This window comes from Parvularcula marina (assembly GCF_003399445.1).
GTDB lineage: Bacteria > Pseudomonadota > Alphaproteobacteria > Caulobacterales > Parvularculaceae > Parvularcula > Parvularcula marina.
Map to the genome: position 1 here is coordinate 411,876 of NZ_QUQO01000002.1, position 17,235 is coordinate 429,110.

Here is a 17,235-nt window from a genome sequence, read left to right on the forward strand (position 1 = left end):
GGGCTTTTCTCCTGCCCCCGCGATGGTCCATAGGCTCCACGAGTATTCAACTATGGAGACTGGCCCGTGACGGCGATCCTCGACATCAATGCGCGTGAAATCCTCGACAGCCGAGGCAACCCGACCCTCGAAGTCGATGTCACGACCGAAGACGGCTTTGTCGGCCGTGCAGCCGTCCCGTCCGGCGCCTCGACCGGCATCCACGAAGCCCATGAGCGCCGCGATGGCGGAGAGCGCTATGGCGGCAAGGGCGTCCGCGAAGCTGTCGATGCGGTGAACACGGAACTTTTCGAAGCGCTCGTTGGCATGGATGTCGAAGAACAGTCCTTCCTCGACAATGTGATGATCGAGATCGACGGGACGCCGAACAAGTCCCGCATCGGGGCCAATGCGATCCTCGGCGTCTCGCTCGCCATCGCAAAAGCTGCTGCCGAACAGACCGACCAGTATCTCTACCGCTATGTCGGCGGGGTCGCCGCGAACCTTCTGCCGGTGCCGATGATGAACATCGTCAATGGCGGGGCGCATGCGGACAATCCGATCGACATCCAGGAATTCATGATCATGCCGGTTGGCGCAGGCAGCTTTGCTGAAGCGCTGCGCATGGGGGCGGAGACCTTCCACGCCCTCAAATCTGAAATCAAATCGGCAGGCCACAATACCAATGTCGGTGACGAGGGCGGCTTTGCGCCGAACCTCTCTTCCTCGCAGGAAGCGCTCGACTTCGTCATGCGCGCCATCGAGAAGGCCGGCTACACGCCGGGCGATGACATGTATCTGGCGCTCGACGTCGCCTCGACCGAGATTTTCAAAGACGGCAAATATGACCTCGCGGGCGAGGGCAAGGTGCTCGATGGCGCCGGCATGGCCGACTATCTTGCCAATCTGGCCAGCAATTACCCGATCATCTCGATCGAGGACGGCATGGCCGAGGATGACTGGGAGGGCTGGGTGGCCCTGACCGAAGCCATCGGCAGCAAGTGCCAGCTTGTCGGCGACGACCTTTTCGTCACCAACTCCAAGCGTCTGAAACAAGGCATCCAGAAAGGCGCAGCCAACTCGATCCTCGTCAAGGTCAACCAGATCGGTACACTGACGGAAACGCTCGCAGCCGTCGATATGGCGCATCGCGCAGGCTATACGGCGGTGATGTCCCACCGGTCGGGCGAGACCGAGGACACGACCATCGCGGATCTATCGGTGGCTACCTGCTGTGGTCAGATCAAGACCGGCTCGCTTGCGCGTTCTGACCGGACCGCGAAATACAACCAGCTCCTTCGCATCGAAGAAACGCTTGGGCCGTCAGCCCGGTATGCCGGCAAAGACGCCCTGCCGATGCTCGGCGCGTAAATCCGCTCAATCTGTACCGGGGCGGGACAAATCTTCCTGTCCCGGTATGAGACATGTGGATAAGTGCGCGAGAGGGTAAACGGACTTTTTCGTTAATAGGCGCGACTTTCACTGGTCTGATTCAGACTCTCCTAACCTTACGAACGCGATACCGGCCTTCCGAGAGAGGAAGGGTGAGTTGATGACGCGTCTGGTTCCGGTATTTCAGTCTGGTCTTGCTGCCATGGCGGTGGTCGCCATCGCGTATAATTTCCTGATGATGTATAATTCATCAGAAGGCAGACGAATGAACGAGATTCTCCAGACGGAGATCGCCGAGCGGCAGGCCCGTCTCGACACGCTGGAACAGGAACATGCCTTCCTTACAGACCGCACCGAGCGGCTGCTCGTCGCAGGTCTTGATGAGGATCTCCTCGAAGAACGGGTGAGGGGGGTTCTCGGCCTTGTGCGCCCCGATGAATATCTTGTCCGCATGGAAGATCTCGACCGCATGGCCGAGATGGGGGCGGAGCACGCCCGTGAAGAAGAGCGCCTCATCCTTGCGGCGGCCTCAACCGAGCACCTCCGCTATGCGGGGCTTGAGACGCTCCTCATCAAAACCGCAGACAGCGGCGCGTGACGGCTGCTCCCTGACGCGCGTATAAGATCGCGACGAGGCACGGGAGCGCGACGATGACCATTTTCCTTGCAGGGCTGGCCCTCTTTATTGGCATCCACCTGTTCACAGGGCTGGCGCGGGGGCCACGCGCCGCCATCATCGGGAAGATCGGCGCGATGCCCTATAAGGGGCTGTTCTCGCTCATCACTCTCGCCGGACTTATCCTCCTCATTTATGGCTGGAAGCAGGTCGGATCGGGCGAGCCCTATTACGTGCTGCCTGACTGGGTTCGCTACATCACCTATTTCTGCGTCTGGATCGCCCTGATCCTGACAGTGGCGGCCAATCTGCCTGCGGGGAAAATCGCTTCAATAGCAAAGCATCCCATGGTGCTGGGCATGAAGCTTTGGGCCTTCGGGCACCTCCTTGCGAATGGGGATTTGCGCTCGGTCATCCTCTTCGGCGCGGTCCTCGCCTGGGGTGTGATCGACCGGATCGCGCTCAAGAAACGCGGCGATATGGGCCGGCCCTTCAAGACGGGGTTCGGCGATGTCCTCGCCATCACCATCGGGACGGCAGGCTTTGCGGTCATCCTCCTCTGGGCGCATGTCTACATTGCCGGTGTGCCGCTCTTTTAAGTCGAGGCTGACAAACCGCATCGCAGTCTCTATTTACGCCCAATGGTCACCCTCATCGATAATTCCCGTGCCCTGCGGCACCCCGAAAAACAAAAGCGCCCCGACAGCGAGGTGAAGCGCAAGCCCGACTGGATTCGCGTGAAGGCGCCGGTGTCCAAGGGCTATGCCGAGACCAAAAACATCGTGAAGTCGAAGGGCCTTGCGACGGTCTGCGAAGAGGCGGCCTGCCCGAATATCGGCGAGTGCTGGGACAAAAAGCACGCGACCATCATGATCCTTGGCGATACCTGCACGCGGGCCTGCGCCTTCTGCAATGTAAAGACGGGCCTGCCCGGCGCGATTGATCCGCATGAGGCGGAGAATACCGGCAAGGCCGCTGCCGAGATGGGTCTCAACCATATCGTTATCACCTCGGTTGACCGTGATGATCTGGATGATGGCGGGGCACAGCATTTCGTCGATGTGATCGAGAGCATTCGCCGCCAGTCGCCGGGCACGACGATTGAGATCCTGACCCCGGACTTCCTGCGCAAACCGAAGGAAGCGGTCGAGAAAGTGATCGACGTCAAGCCCGATGTCTTCAACCACAATCTGGAAACCGTCCCGCGGCTCTATCTCTCTATTCGTCCGGGTGCGCGGTATTTCCATAGCCTGCGCCTGCTCGAAAAGGTGAAAGAGCGCGATCCGAACCAGTTCACCAAATCCGGCATCATGGTCGGCCTTGGCGAGACCAAGGAAGAGGTCATGCAGGTGATGGATGACATGCGCTCGGCGGGCATCGATTTTCTGACCATCGGTCAGTACCTCCAGCCGACGCGGAAACATGCGCCGGTCGATCGCTTCGTTACGCCTGAAGAGTTCAAGACCTATGAGTCGATTGCCCGCGCCAAAGGCTTCCTGATGGTCTCTGCCTCACCGCTGACGCGCTCTAGCTATCACGCCGATGCCGATTTCGCGCAGATGAAGGCGGCCCGCGAGGGACGGCGGAGCTAAGCCCGGCTTTGCGCCGGGAAGCAGGAAGGGCTAGAAGCCGGGGAAAATAACGCTACCCCAAGGTTTCCCATGGCTATCAAATACCTGCTTGCAAGTTCAGTTCTCGCCCTGACCCTCGCTGCCTGTGGCGGTAAGGAAGAGGCCCCTGCAGATGCGGCCGCCACCGGCACGCCGGAAATGGCGGACAAGGCCATGACGGATGAGGTGATGGTTGCCTCGACCGAAGAGCTGGAGATGATGCGGGACGAGATCGCCATCATCGACATGGCGCCTGACACATCGTTCCTGACGGCGGAAGAAAAGCAGGTCGTGAACCTCCTGATCGATGCCGCCGAGCTGATGAGCGAGATTTATCTGCGGCAGGTCAGCGAAGAGAATCCCGCCTGGCGCACCGAAATTGCCGCCAGCGATATTGATAACAAGGCGCTCCTGTTGGAGCTCTTCGATCTTCACTTCGGGCCGTGGGACACGCTCGATCACTTCAAGCCCTTCTATGGCGGCATGGAGCGCCCCGAAGGCGCAGCCTTTTATCCGGCTGACATGACGCGCGAAGAGTTCGACGCATGGATCGAAGCGCATCCGGGTGATGAGGAAGCCTTCAATAGCTGGTACACGGTCATTCGCCGGACCGAGGATGGCGGCCTGAAAGCCATTCCTTATTCTGAGCATTATGCCGAATGGCTGGTCCCTGCGGCGACCAAGCTGCGCGAAGCTGCCGAGATCACGACCAATGAGAGCCTCAAGCGCTTCCTGACCCTGCGGGCGGAGAGCTTCCTCACCGATGATTATTATGAATCCGAAATGGCGTGGATGGACCTTGATGGCCCGATCGAAGTCGCCATCGGCCCTTATGAGGTTTATACGGACGGTCTCTTTGGCACCAAGACCGCCTTTGAGGCGTTCATAACGGTACGTGATCCGGAAGAGAGCTCGGCGCTCGACAAATACAAAGGGATGCTCCGCGATATGGAAGCAAACCTGCCGGTCTCGGATGACTACAAGAACTTCAAGCGCGGTTTTGAATCCCCGATCTCGGTTGTCGATCAGGTCCATGGCGGCGGCGACAATGTGCCGGGCGTCCAGACGATTGCCTTCAACCTGCCGAATGATGAGCGGGTGCGCGAAGCCAAAGGCGCCAAGAAAGTCCTCCTCAATAATGTGATGGGCGCGAAATTCGACCGCATCCTCGAGCCGATGGCCGAGCATGTGCTGGTCGAGGAGCAGGCTGGCCTCTTGATGCAGAAATATATGGGTATGGAAACGCTGTTCCATGAACTCAGCCACTCGCTCGGGCCGGGGACGATTATGATCGATGGTGAGGAAACCACCGTCAATGCTCAGCTCAAGGAGCTTTATTCGACCATCGAGGAAGGCAAGGCGGATGTGATGGGCGCCTATAACATCCTCTATATGATGGAGCTGGGTGAACTGCCGGTCGAAGAAAAGGAAGCTTTCCTTGCGACCTATTTCACCGGCAATTTCCGCGCGATGCGGTTTGGCATAAACGAAGCCCATGGTGGCGGGGCGGCCTATCAGTACAGCTTCTTCAAGGAGCAGGGCGCTTTCGAGGTCGATGAAGAAACCGGCAAATACCGGATCGATTTTGCCAAGCTCGAACAGGCGATCAGTGATCTGACGGCCAAGATCGTCATGCTGCAGGGCGACGGCGACTATGACGCGGCGAAAGCCTTCCTCGATGGCTATCGCGTGCTCGACGAGAATGCCGAAAAGGTCATCGCATCGATGACCGACATCCCGGTCGACATCCAGCCGGTCTATCCCGACGCGATCTAAAAGCGGGCTCATCTTCCCCCGCTTCGGCGGGGGAAGTGCTGAAAGCGGCTAGCGGCCCATCCGCCTGAGGATCTCTGCCGCTGCGCGATCCGTTTCGCGTAACGGCTCATACGTCCACTGATCGTCGGGGCCGCAATGCGGTTTCAGGATATTCCGGTCTTCCAGCGCCTGATGAAATCGCTGCCATTTGGGTGCTCCTCCTTCGAGGGGGAGCATGTGGATCGGCTTGCCGGTAAAGGCCGCGTCGGTGAGCATGTTCGCGCTCTCGCCGGTCACATAGAAACGCTCGGCCACCCCCAGCATCCCAAAATAGGGATTGACCACGCGGCCCACCGGCTCGCCGTCCCAGATCCATGCGTCCGGCAGGGCTTCGCGCAAATGATGTTTCACAAATTCCGGTGTGCGTCGGGATGGGGTGATGAGGAGGCGATAGCCTTCATCCTCTGCGGCCGCGAGGGCTTCTAGCATCAGGGTGGTGACGGGACCTGTCATCTGGTAATCCTTGCTGTCCCCGCCGATCAGCACCGCCGCATAACGCTGGTCTTCATCGAGCCCCAGATCCTCGATCAGCATACCAGCTTCCGTCCGTAGACGGTTTTCCTCAAGCCGGTTCGGGGACCCCAGGATCGGGAAGACATTATCGCCCTTCAACTCATCATGTTCGGGCGGGATGACGAGATCAAATCCGCCGAGCCGCGCGCGCGGATCCTGCGTCTGCACGACCATGGGCACATGACGCTTCATCTCGATCGAGAGCGGCACGACGCGGCGCCCGCATCCGATCCAGAGATCGGGCCAGGGCGGGTCCAGCGAATCAGAATCAGCCGACAGCCGCGACAGAGATGGTCCCATCAGCATACGCGGCAGTCGGTCAAAGGGCGCGCGAATCGCGATGCGTTTGCGCTCGATATAGGCAGGGGTCAGGCGCGCCACGGCCTCGGCAAGGCCCATCACCTGGTTCTCCATGCCGGCCCGGCCGTCCGAAACGGCCCAGATCAGAAGTGGTGTCTCTCCCATGGCAAGGTCTCTAGCCTTGGCAGGTTACCAAGGGCTATCTTCTTTCACTCATGACCGAGATTCTGTTTTACCATATTGAGCGCGGGTCGCCTTCCGACGTCCTGCCGGGGCTGCTGGAACGCACGCTGTCACGCGGCTGGACGGCGGTCGTCCGCTGCCGGGATGAGGGCGAGTTGCGGGCGCTCGACGATCATCTCTGGACCTATCACGACGAAAGCTTTCTGCCGCATGGTGCGGGCGCAGCCGATGAGCGCGTGCCTGTCTGGCTGACGACCGGGGATGAATTGCCAAAGGGCCGCGATGTCCTCTTTGCGCTGTCGGCGGAGACGTTTCGTCCCGAGGGATTAAACGGGTTGACCCGTGCGGTGCTGATGTTTGGCGCGAGCGATGCGCCTGCGGCCCGCGAAGCCTGGAAGGCGGTCAAAGGCGCAGGCGCCGAGGCCACCTATTGGAAGCAGGACGAGGATGGCCGCTGGGTGAAAGCAGGCTAGCGCCTTATTCGCTTTCCCCTTCGGCCTCGACTTCTTCGCGCAGCTCATCTGTGTCAGGAATATCGCTCTCGCCCTCGATGGCGTTATCGAGATGAAGGGGCGGAAAGATCAGCCCTTCGAAGACTTCCTGTGCTCGCGTCCGCGATTTCGGAATGCTGAGCCCGTTCTGGCCGAATGTCGGCTCAGGATCGGCAAGTGACGCTTGAATCATCAGGCGCGGGGAGGGCGGCATGACGCCGATCGCATCTCGATTGCCGCCGCCGCGCGTGATGTCGGCGAGGATGCCGGCGCCGAGCGGCTGGCCTTCAATTCGTGAACGGTAGACTTGCGTATTCTCGGTCACGCGCATGATGTAATTGCGGGTTTCAGAGAAAGGGACGAGCTCGATCCAGTCGATTGGGTCGACATTAGGATCGCGCGGATCGCCATATTCCTCAACCCAGCGGTCGACCCGGTGAGGGCCCGCATTATAGGCGCCCATCACCATGATATAGCTGCCGTTGAAACGGTCGAGCAGGTGGCTGAGATGCGCAGCCCCAAGCGTCATGTTGTAGTCAGGATCAGACAGAAGCCGCGAGGATGAGAAGGGCAAACCCTCCTTACGCGCCGTAATTTGAGCGGTCGAGGAGAGAAGCTGCATCATGCCGCGGGCGCGGGCGCTCGAATAAGCGCGCGGATTAAATTCTGACTCCTGACGCGACAGGCCGAGGATCAGGGGTGTCTCGACATAACGGGCTGCGCTGTCGGGTACGGAGTAAAGCGGATAGATGACATGCGGGACTTCCGCGCCATTGTTCCGCGCGACCTTGCCGCCGCGAACGGCGAGATAGGTTTTCCGCTCACCGATCACAAGATCATAATAGGCAAGGACTTCACCCTCGCTCTGGATCTGATCATCAAGTGCACGAGCGAACCGGTCGAAATGCACGTCCTCACCGATTTCGGCAAGAATATGCATGGCGTGAACCATGGGCCGCGCTTCAAAGACAGTCAGGTCATTGGCGTCAGGTTCTGCGGGGGCCTGTGGGAAGATCACCTGCGGTGCATCGGGGCCGAGTTCCTGCAAAGCGAGCTGACCATAATAGGTATACGGATAAGCCCCGGCGACAAGATAGTGCTGGCGGGCCATGCTCTCTTCACCGGCGGCAGCGAAGGCCCGGCCGAGCCAGTATTCGCCGCGCGAACGGCTGATTGAAGAAGTCACGCCTGTCGCGAGGAAGGCAAAATGCGCCTTGGCCCGTTCCGCATCACCGAGGAAGCGGAGCGCGACCCAGCCGGCCATGAATTCGGCTTCGGCAAAATCGGCGCCATCCTCGAGCCCTGAATAGGCCGACAGGATATAGGCATCTTCAAAGCGGGCATTCTTCAGTGCCCAGCGCGCGAGCAGCTTGCGTTCATAGAACCAGGCGCCGGGGTCTCGCAGGCTGACAGGATCGAGGGGGGCGAGCCCGGCATAAGTGATCGCGAGGGGCTCCTGGTCCATCCGGCGGTAATGACGAACAGCGGCGAGGAGCACGCCGGCATCCTGCTGGCTGTCCGCAGGCAGATTATTGTAAAGTGACGGCGCATTGCGGTCATTGAGGAGGAATGCAATCCGGGTCAGGGCCTCGGCCCGCCGCTCGGATGGCACATAGTTGAGAATCCGTCTGGTGGCGGTTGCGCGAATATCAAAAAGCTGCCGGTCCGCTTTCTCCCAATGGTCCTGCGGGCTCAGAAAACCGCCATAGGCATTGAGCAGATCGGTTTCCTGCCGCGAGGTGTGGTTGAAATTGATCCATGCCGCCTTGATCTGGGCAGTGGCTGCATCGCGATTCCCCCGGCTGAGGAAGGCGCGGGCCAGCTGGAGGTGGCCGTCAGAAGTAACCGGGTCGCGCTTGTCAAAGAAGGCGAAGATTTCCTCGGCAGGCGTTGCGTCCGTGAAGGAGTCCTCAGCCTTTTCGCGAAGTCGCCGTTCATCCGGCCAGCCATAATTCTGATCAAGGAACCGGCTGATCTCAAGAGAAGACAGATTGTCGGCAGAGGACCGCAGATAGGCCCAGTCTGCGACAGCTCGGGCTGTCGGCGCATCTATCTGAGTTCGAAGGACATTCGCCAGATCATAATTCCGGCGCTCAAGCGCTTCGAAAACCGAGCGCAGCTTCCCTTCATCGATGGACGAAATATAAGGCGATTCCGGTGCCGGCGGTTTGAGGGTCGGCAAAGGTGGAACCTTCGCCAGGGTAACGCCACTGGAAAGGACTAAAAACACTGAAAAAAGAACGGCTTGCAATCGTCTAATGGCGCGCATGTCGAACCCGAAAACTTCCCCTCAACTCTCTAGCATGCCTTGTGCCAAAGCGACACAGCAGTCTGACGCTTGCCCGTTTTCGCAGGCAGGACTACGGCGATGACATGACATTCTCAGTATCATCAACCGCCGACTGGATCCGCGGTTCCATCACGGCCCTTGTGACACCGTTTCACCACGGCGCCGTAGCCTATGACACTTATCGTGACCTGATCGACCGGCAGATAAAGGGCGGCACGCACGGCATCGTTCCTGTTGGCACCACGGGCGAGACCTCGACGCTCAATGAAGAAGAGCATGTCGAGGTCATCCGCTGCGCGGTCTCTGCGGCAGACGGACGGATCCCGGTCATTGCCGGGGTCGGATCGAACGATACGGCAACCTCGATCATGTTGGCCGAAAAGGCGCAATCGGCCGGTGCCGATGCGTTGCTGGCGGTGACCGGCTATTACAATAAGCCCTCACAGGATGGCCTGATCGCGCATTTCACGGCGCTGGCGGATTCAACCGACCTGCCGATCATTCTCTATAATGTTCCTGGACGGACGGCCTGCGACATCGCGGTCTCGACCATGAAAGTGTTGGCGCGCCATCCGGGCATCGTTGGGGTCAAGGATGCAACAGGCAATCTTGCCCGTGTCGCGCAGCAGCGGCTCGCCTGCGGCTCGGATTTCATCCAGCTTTCCGGTGAGGACGCAACAGCCGTCGGCTTTAACGCTATGGGCGGCACGGGGTGCATTTCGGTGACCTCGAATGTCGTGCCGGATCTCTGCGCGCTGATGCAGACCGCCACGCTTGAAGGTCGCTGGGAAGAAGCCCGCGAGCTGCAGGACCGTCTGACACCACTCGCCGAGGCGCTGTTCATGGATACGAGCCCCGGGCCGACCAAATATGCGCTCGCACGCCTTGGTCTGTGTCAGGAGGAGTTGCGCCTGCCGCTGGTGCCGGCTTCGGAGAAGGCGAAAATCGCCGTCGCCAAGGCGTTAGAAGGCCTCGGGCTGATCGACTAGCGCGATGCCTCATCGCATCTGTCTACTTCGCGGGATTAATGTCGGGGGACGCAACATCGTCCCCATGAAGCCGCTCTGTGCCATGCTCACCGAGCATGGCTATAGTGACGTGAAAAGTGTCATCCAGAGCGGCAATCTGGTTTTCGACGTGCCCGCAAAGCGCAGTGATGCGGCGCTGGCGGCAGAAATTTCAGACCTCATCGAGAAGGACTTTGACGTCAAGCCACGCGCATTCGTCCTCAAGGAAGCCGCTTTCCGGTCAACGATCGAGGACAATCCTTTCGCGGATAGGCCGGACGCGGAGAAATCCGCTCATTTCTGGTTCCTCGATGGCAAGCCAGCCTCATCAGGGCTTAAGAAGCTTGAGGAGCTCCAAACGGATAGTGAGAGTTTCGAGCTCAATGGACCTGTCTTCTATCTTCACGCACCGGATGGGATCGGCCGGTCAAAACTGGCAGAAGTCGTTGAGAAGGCGCTGGGTGTACCCACCACAGCGCGAAAACTCTCTACGCTTTTGAAAATGCTGGCCTTGCTTGAGGGCTGATCGCATTTGCAGAGCGCTGCAGGGCTCCCTATGTTCTGCGGCTCCCACTAATCCTGAGGACTGCTGAACCATGGCCCCGCCAAAAAAGAAGAAAAACGAGCCGGGCCGGAAGGTGATCGCTGAGAACCGCAAGGCGCGCTTTGAATATCACATCAACGAGACATTCGAGGCGGGGATCGTCCTGAGCGGCACCGAGGTCAAAGCCCTGCGTGAAGGCCAGGCGAATATCGCGGAGAGCTATTGCGCACCTGAGGCGGGGCCGAACGGCACCGAAATCTGGCTCGTGAATGCAAATATCCCCGAATATTCGGCCGGGAACCGGGAAAACCACACGCCGAAGCGGCCACGGAAGCTGCTTTTGTCCCGCAAGGAGATCGGCGTCCTGACCGGCGGGGTCGAGCGCAAGGGCTTCACCGTTGTGCCGCTAAAGCTCTATTTCAATGATCGCGGCATGGCCAAACTCGAGATCGCGCTCGCCGAGGGCAAGAAGCTCCACGACAAGCGCGATACCCAGAAAGAGCGCGATTGGGGCCGCCAGAAACAACGTCTCTTACGCGAAAGAGGCTAGGCGCCAGCTACCGATTTCGATTGCGTCAGCCCCCGGAGCCCCGTAATATTTGGGGCACTGAAAGACTGCTTGGCGACGGACTACCGGCGGAAGACCGCCTCCTACCCGATCTGACTTTCTACCCCTTGCCGGCCCGGTGGTCGGGGCGGATGGGGCAACCGGGTAAGGAGAAACGCAAAATGGCGACCGGTACCGTTAAATGGTTCAATACCGAAAAAGGCTTCGGCTTCATCAAACCGGATGAGGGCGGCAATGACGTCTTCGTTCACATCTCCGCTGTCCAAGCGGCTGGTCTTCAGGGTCTCAAAGACAATCAGAAGATTTCCTACGAACTCGTCACGGATCGCCGTGGACGTTCGTCTGCTGGTGAGCTGCAACTGCAGGACTAACTGGCACGCGAAAGCGAGCAATTGAAAGGCGTGGCGGGCGACCTCCACGCCTTTTTCTATGCCACATTGCAGAATTATGAGGGTAAGGAAGGCTTTTGAGAGTGCCTGACCTCCTCTAAAGCGTCCTCATGAATCTGTGGGAACGAATACTTACTCTTCTTGAAGAGGCGCATGACCGCACGCTTGGCGCGGTCATGGAAAATCTTTCCGCCCGGCGCCTGCGCAAGGACTCGGCGGTTTTCTCAATCGCGCTGATTGCCCTTTCGGCAAAGATGGCCAAAGCGGATGGCATCGTCACCGACGATGAAGTGGAAGCCTTCCGAAGCTTCTTCTCTTATCCGGCTGAGGAAGAGAGCAAGGTCCGGACGGTCTTCTCTCTTGCCATGGAAGATGTCGCAGGCTTTGGCTCTTACGCTAAACAGGTCGCCCGTCTTTATAAGGACGAACCGGCTGTCCTCGAAGACGTGCTCGATTGCCTCTTCTTCGTCGCGCTCGCCGATGGGGTCGCTCATCCCAAAGAGATGGATCTCCTGCGCGACGCGGCGGACGCTTTCGGGCTGAACAAGACCGCGTGGCGGCGGATCAAAGCCGGTCATCTGGGAACGGATCATGAAGATCCGCATGTCATCCTCGGCGTCGAGCATGGCGCGGAGCTTGCCGAGATCCGCAAGGCCTATATGTCACTGGTCAAAGAGAACCATCCTGATGCACTGATCTCGCGCGGCGTGCCGCCAGACCTCGCGCGGATCGCCGAGCATCGAATGGCAACCATCAATGCCGCCTATGAGAAGATTCAGGCAGAGGCTGCCGGGGCATGACGCGCCTGAAAATATATCAGGCCGATGCGTTTGCGGATGAGCTTTTTGCCGGGAACCCGGCAGCGGTCGTGCCGCTCGAAGAATGGTTACCGGACGAGACGCTCCTTAAGATCGCGCAGGAAAACAATCTCTCAGAGACGGCCTACACGGTCAGGATCGATGCGGGCCGGTATCACATCCGCTGGTTCACACCGGGTGGCGAGGTGCCGCTCTGCGGTCATGCGACGCTTGCGACCTCCCATATTCTCTGGACGGAGGAAGGGGAGACATCGGACTATCTGACATTCGAGTGTCTGTCCGGTGAGCTTGAAGTCGTTCGGACGAAGACCGGCTACAGGATGGATTTTCCCTCCCTGCCGCCAAAGCCCATCGAAACGCCTGAGGGCCTTGCGGATGCGCTGGGCGCAGAGCCGCTCGAGGTTCAGGCCGGGCATTATCTTCTGGCGCGGTTCAGGACGGCTAATGACGTCCTCGCGCTGAAACCCGATTTCAAGGCGTTGGCCGCCCTGCCGCTTGATGAGCGTGAAGGTCTTGCGCGGATGAGCGTCATGGCGACCGCGCCGGGCGAGGGGGAGTTCGACTTCGTCTCCCGTTTCTTTGCGCCGCAGGTCGGTATCGATGAGGATCCTGTCACAGGGTCAGCCCATTGCACACTCACGCCTTACTGGGCGGAACAGCTCGACAAGGATATGCTCCGTGCCCGGCAGGTTTCTGCCCGCGGCGGCAATCTCGTCTGCCACATGTCCGCGGCGCGCGTTCTCCTCGAAGGGAATTGCGTGACATATCTATGGGGTGAGATTGCGGTCTGACCGTGGGGATTTGAGCCGCTGGATCAGGCTGAGGACCGGGCCTGGCTGTGCGACAAAGACCCCGCACAGGATGGTTGCCAGCCCCAGCACATGCCAGCCTGTCAGGACTTCGTTGAAGAGCAGTATCCCGAAAATGATCGCGGCGCCCGGCGTCACGTAATTGGCGACAGCGAGGAAGCTCGCCCCTGCGCTTCGGATCATGTGGATGATGCAGATCGTTGAAAGCCCTGTCGGCAGAACGCCGAGATAAAAGATGGCGGCCATGCTAGCGCCACTGACCGATGCTTCACTTTGCAAATAAGTGTGGATGGCAAAGGGGGTCAGCAGGATTGCGGCACATACGAGGACCATGGCGCCGAAACTGCGGGCGGCAACCTGCGGCGCACGGCGCATCATGACGCTTGAGATGGCATAGCCCGTCGTCGCGATGATCAAGGCGAGCTGCGCGATGACCGACGCATTGAGACCATCTGCCGGAAAGGCCGGCAGGATCAGCGCCATGACCCCCGTAAGTCCAAGGAGCGTGCCGAGGATCTTGTTCCGGGTTAGCGGCTCATCCGCGAAAAGCGCAGCAAGCACGACTGTTACCAGCGGCATGAAGGCCATGTAGATCCCGGCGAGTAACGAGGACACCGACTGCTGGGCAAAAGGAAAAAGGAACATCGGCACCGAATATCCGGTCGCCGCAATCGCGAGGGCGAATGCCCAGGCGGGCGAGGGGCGGCCTTGTTCAATAAGCGGAGGAAAGCGCCGGCCCGTCGCGAACATGTAAATCGTCAGGAAAATCGCTGCGACCCATAGCCGGCCAGCACCGACGACAGCCGGCGGGGCGGTCTCGACCGCAATCCGGATCCCGCTGAACGACGATCCCCCGAGCAAGACGACGAAGGCCAGAAACAGCCAGTCCTTAGGCGTCGGCGTCAGGACGGGGAGGGCCGACTTCTTCGTGACAGGGGGGAGTGACGCGATATCATCCATGATTTTGCCCCTGCGCTCATGCGATGACCTTTGACAAGCGCTTATCTTCTAACGGGCAATTCAGCGATTTTCATGCGCAATTAAGCATGATTTGGGTGGAAATGATCGCATTGTGCGTTTCTGACATGTTGATTCTTCGCTGCGGTGCGGAATAGATGGACCTGCTTTATCTCCTCCAGAGAACAGAAGGCTCATCCCTCATGACCGACAAACCTGCCCGCAAACCGGCGCGACCACATTTCTCTTCCGGCCCTTGCGTCAAGCGCCCCGGATGGAAGCTCGATAATCTGGCAACGGACAGTCTTGGCCGCTCCCACCGCTCCTCGATCGGCAAGGAACGCCTGAAGGATGTGATCGACCGCACGCGGAAAGTGCTGGAGGTGCCAGATAGCCATCTTATCGGGATTGTGGCGGCCTCGGATACGGGCGCGGTTGAGATGGCAATGTGGAGCATGCTCGGGCCCCGGCCGGTGACGGTCATGGCGTGGGAGAGCTTCGGCAATGACTGGGTCACCGACACCGTCAAGCAACTCAAGATCGACCCGACTGTCCTGACGGCGGATTACGGCCAGTTGCCGGATATCGCCTCGGTTGATCCCTTGAATGATGTGGTCTTCACCTGGAACGGCACGACTTCCGGCGTGCGGGTGCCGCATGGCGACTGGATCGCCGATGACCGTGAGGGGCTGACCATCTGTGATGCGACCTCCGGCGCGTTCGCGCAGGAGCTGCCCTGGAGCAAGCTCGATGTCGTGACCTTCTCCTGGCAGAAGGTTCTCGGCGGGGAAGCCCAGCACGGCATCCTTATCCTCGGCCCCCGCGCGGTCGAGCGGCTCGAAAGCTATACGCCCGAATGGCCGCTGCCGAAGATTTTCCGGATGACCAAGGGCGGCAAGCTCAATGACGGCATCTTCAAGGGCGCGACGATCAACACGCCCTCCATGCTGTGTGTCGAGGATTGCCGGGATGCGCTCGACTGGGCGGAAGGCATTGGCGGCTGGCGCGGCATGAAAGCTAAGGCGGACGAGAACGCAGGCGTGCTTGGTGAATGGGTCAGCCGGACCGACTGGATCACCTATATGGCGCCCGACGTGTCGGTCAGGTCCAATACAGGCGTCTGCCTGCTTCTCCGTGATGAGCGGATCGAAGCCTTGAGCGATGATGACCAGAAGGCTTTCGTGTCGCGCATGGTCAAACGTCTTGAGGCTGAAGATGTCGCCTATGACATCAACGGCTATCGGGATGCGCCGGCGAGCCTTCGCATCTGGTGCGGCTCCACCGTGGAGCGTGAGGACCTTGAGGCCCTCACGCCGTGGCTCGACTGGGCTTTCGAACAGGAAATTACAGCACTTACCGCTTGAGGCTTATTATGTACCGTGTCCTGATTTCAGACAAACTCGGCGATGACGCCGTCCGCATCCTTGAAGGCCGCAATATCGAGGTGACCTTCGATCCGGCGATCGGCAAGGATCCTGCCCGGCTAATGGAAGTCATCGGCGATTTTGATGGCCTCGCCATTCGCTCCGCGACCAAGGTGACGGCGGATGTGATCTCAAAAGCCAAGAACCTCAAAGTGGTTGGCCGCGCCGGTATCGGGGTCGACAATATCGACATTCCGGCGGCGACCGCCTCCGGTATCGCCGTGATGAACACGCCTTTTGGCAACTCGGTCACGACGGCAGAGCACGCCATCGCCATGATGTTTGCGCTCGCCCGACAGATTCCGCAGGCGAATGAAAGCACGCAGGCCGGCAAATGGGAGAAATCCCGTTTCATGGGGCTGGAGCTTTACGGCAAGACCCTCGGCCTCATCGGCTGCGGTAATATCGGCTCGATCGTCGCGGATCGCGCGCGTGGCCTGCGCATGAAAGTCGTTGCCTTCGATCCTTATTTGACGCCGGAACGGGCGGTTGAGCTGGGTGTCGAAAGCGTGGACCTTGAGACACTGCTCAAGCGGGCGGATGTCATCACGCTGCATACGCCGCTGACGGATGGCACACGGAATATCCTTAATGACGAGGCGCTGGCCAAGACCAAGAAGGGCGTGCGGATCGTCAACTGCGCTCGCGGCGGCCTTGTCGATGAGGATGCGCTTTATGCCGCGCTTGAAAGCGGTCAGGTCGGCGGGGCTGCGCTCGACGTCTTTGCCACCGAACCGGCAACCGAGCACAAGCTCTTCGGGCGTGACGATGTCGTCTGCACGCCGCATCTTGGGGCCTCAACCAATGAGGCGCAGGAGAATGTTGCAATCCAGATCGCCGAGCAGATCGCTGACTATCTCCTCGTCGGGGCGGTCAGCAATGCGCTGAACATGGCGTCCGTGACAGCCGAAGAAGCGCCTCGCCTCAAGCCCTATATTTCGCTTGCGGAGCATCTGGGCACGCTGGCCGGTCAGGTCATCAAAGGGCCGCTGACCGGGTTTGAGATCAATCTTGCGGGCAAGGTCTGCGACCTCAATGCGGCGCCGATGACGGCGGCGGCACTTGCAGGTGTCATGCGGGAACAGCTCGAAGGCGTGAACCTCGTCAACGCCGAAGCCGTGGCCGAAGAGCGCGGCGTCAAGATCACGCAATCGACGACCCATAGCTCGGCGCATTTTGACTCAACGATTTCACTGACGGTGAAAACAGCTGAGGATGAGCGGACTTATGTGGGCGCGCTCTTTGGTGGTGAACCGCGCCTCGTCCGGGTCGGCGATATCCGCCTTGAGGGCAGCTTCAGCAAGAACATGCTCCTTTTACGGAACAATGACAAACCGGGCTTTATCGGTGCGTTGGGGAACATTCTGAGCGATGCCGGGATCAATATCGCGACCTTCCACCTTGGCCGTGGCGGCGCGGACGGCACGGCGATTGCGCTTGTTGCCACCGACGAGCCGGTGTCAGACGAAGTCGTCAAAAAGATCCTGACGCTGCCGCAGGCGCTTTCCGCCTACGCCCTTCATTTCTGAG

17 protein-coding genes are annotated in these 17,235 nt (G+C 59.7%); 14 read left to right on the forward strand and 3 right to left on the reverse strand.

Annotated features, from left to right (window positions below; genetic code table 11):
- Positions 1-66 precede the first annotated feature (66 nt).
- From eno to DX908_RS15810, 5 genes are all read left to right on the forward strand, one after another.
- Positions 67-1,350 (forward strand): phosphopyruvate hydratase, encoded by a 1,284-nt coding sequence (gene eno / locus DX908_RS15790; RefSeq protein WP_116393444.1) that lies wholly within the window; start codon positions 67-69, stop codon positions 1,348-1,350.
- Between the two features lie 181 nt (positions 1,351-1,531).
- Positions 1,532-1,969, forward strand: coding sequence for an FtsB family cell division protein (locus DX908_RS15795; protein WP_116393445.1), 438 nt, complete (start codon positions 1,532-1,534; stop codon positions 1,967-1,969).
- Positions 1,970-2,022: 53 nt separating this feature from the next.
- Positions 2,023-2,586, forward strand: coding sequence for an NnrU family protein (locus tag DX908_RS15800; protein WP_116393446.1), 564 nt, complete (start codon positions 2,023-2,025; stop codon positions 2,584-2,586).
- Positions 2,587-2,628: 42 nt separating this feature from the next.
- Entirely contained in the window at positions 2,629-3,579 is a 951-nt protein-coding gene (gene lipA / locus DX908_RS15805; protein WP_116393447.1) for a lipoyl synthase, read from the forward strand.
- Between the two features lie 69 nt (positions 3,580-3,648).
- The gene (locus tag DX908_RS15810) at positions 3,649-5,373 is read left to right on the forward strand and encodes a dipeptidyl-peptidase 3 family protein (RefSeq protein WP_116393448.1); all 1,725 of its coding nucleotides are present in this window, start codon (positions 3,649-3,651) and stop codon (positions 5,371-5,373) included.
- A 48-nt stretch (positions 5,374-5,421) separates the two neighbouring features.
- Here DX908_RS15810 and DX908_RS15815 read toward each other — a convergent pair whose 3' ends face one another.
- On the reverse strand, positions 5,422-6,390 hold the full coding sequence (locus DX908_RS15815; RefSeq protein ID WP_116393449.1) for a mitochondrial fission ELM1 family protein: 969 nt from the start codon (positions 6,388-6,390) through the stop codon (positions 5,422-5,424).
- Positions 6,391-6,440: 50 nt separating this feature from the next.
- On the opposite strand from DX908_RS15815, the gene DX908_RS15820 reads away from it, so the two are divergent.
- The gene (locus tag DX908_RS15820; RefSeq protein ID WP_116393450.1) at positions 6,441-6,881 is read left to right on the forward strand and encodes a DNA polymerase III subunit chi; all 441 of its coding nucleotides are present in this window, start codon (positions 6,441-6,443) and stop codon (positions 6,879-6,881) included.
- 4 nt (positions 6,882-6,885) lie between these two features.
- On the opposite strand, the gene DX908_RS15825 is transcribed toward DX908_RS15820, so the two are convergent.
- A complete protein-coding gene (locus tag DX908_RS15825; RefSeq protein WP_158548879.1) occupies positions 6,886-9,081 on the reverse strand; it encodes a lytic transglycosylase domain-containing protein in 2,196 nt (731 codons plus the stop codon).
- 191 nt (positions 9,082-9,272) lie between these two features.
- On the opposite strand from DX908_RS15825, the gene dapA reads away from it, so the two are divergent.
- The 6 genes from dapA (at position 9,273) to DX908_RS15855 (ending at position 13,306) form a co-directional block, all read left to right on the forward strand.
- Entirely contained in the window at positions 9,273-10,178 is a 906-nt protein-coding gene (gene dapA, locus DX908_RS15830) for a 4-hydroxy-tetrahydrodipicolinate synthase (RefSeq protein ID WP_116393452.1), read from the forward strand.
- Positions 10,179-10,182: 4 nt separating this feature from the next.
- On the forward strand, positions 10,183-10,722 hold the full coding sequence (locus tag DX908_RS15835; protein ID WP_116393453.1) for a DUF1697 domain-containing protein: 540 nt from the start codon (positions 10,183-10,185) through the stop codon (positions 10,720-10,722).
- A 70-nt stretch (positions 10,723-10,792) separates the two neighbouring features.
- Entirely contained in the window at positions 10,793-11,290 is a 498-nt protein-coding gene (gene smpB / locus DX908_RS15840) for an SsrA-binding protein SmpB (protein ID WP_116393454.1), read from the forward strand.
- 179 nt (positions 11,291-11,469) lie between these two features.
- A complete protein-coding gene (locus DX908_RS15845; RefSeq protein WP_116393455.1) occupies positions 11,470-11,679 on the forward strand; it encodes a cold-shock protein in 210 nt (69 codons plus the stop codon).
- Between the two features lie 128 nt (positions 11,680-11,807).
- A complete protein-coding gene (locus DX908_RS15850; protein WP_116393456.1) occupies positions 11,808-12,497 on the forward strand; it encodes a TerB family tellurite resistance protein in 690 nt (229 codons plus the stop codon).
- Positions 12,494-13,306, forward strand: coding sequence for a PhzF family phenazine biosynthesis protein (locus DX908_RS15855; protein ID WP_116393457.1), 813 nt, complete (start codon positions 12,494-12,496; stop codon positions 13,304-13,306). The genes DX908_RS15850 and DX908_RS15855 overlap by 4 nt, the downstream gene beginning before the upstream one ends.
- Here DX908_RS15855 and DX908_RS15860 read toward each other — a convergent pair.
- Positions 13,283-14,284 (reverse strand): DMT family transporter, encoded by a 1,002-nt coding sequence (locus tag DX908_RS15860; RefSeq protein ID WP_116393458.1) that lies wholly within the window; start codon positions 14,282-14,284, stop codon positions 13,283-13,285. The two genes, DX908_RS15855 and DX908_RS15860, sit on opposite strands and share 24 nt — an antisense overlap.
- Positions 14,285-14,484: 200 nt before the next feature.
- Between DX908_RS15860 and DX908_RS15865 the strand changes: the two genes are divergently transcribed.
- Both DX908_RS15865 and serA read left to right on the forward strand, forming a co-directional pair.
- Positions 14,485-15,645, forward strand: coding sequence for a phosphoserine transaminase (locus tag DX908_RS15865; protein WP_116393498.1), 1,161 nt, complete (start codon positions 14,485-14,487; stop codon positions 15,643-15,645).
- A gap of 8 nt (positions 15,646-15,653) precedes the next feature.
- Positions 15,654-17,234, forward strand: a complete 1,581-nt coding sequence (gene serA / locus DX908_RS15870) for a phosphoglycerate dehydrogenase (protein WP_116393459.1) — start codon at positions 15,654-15,656, stop codon at positions 17,232-17,234.
- The last annotated feature ends 1 nt before the right edge of the window (position 17,235 follow it).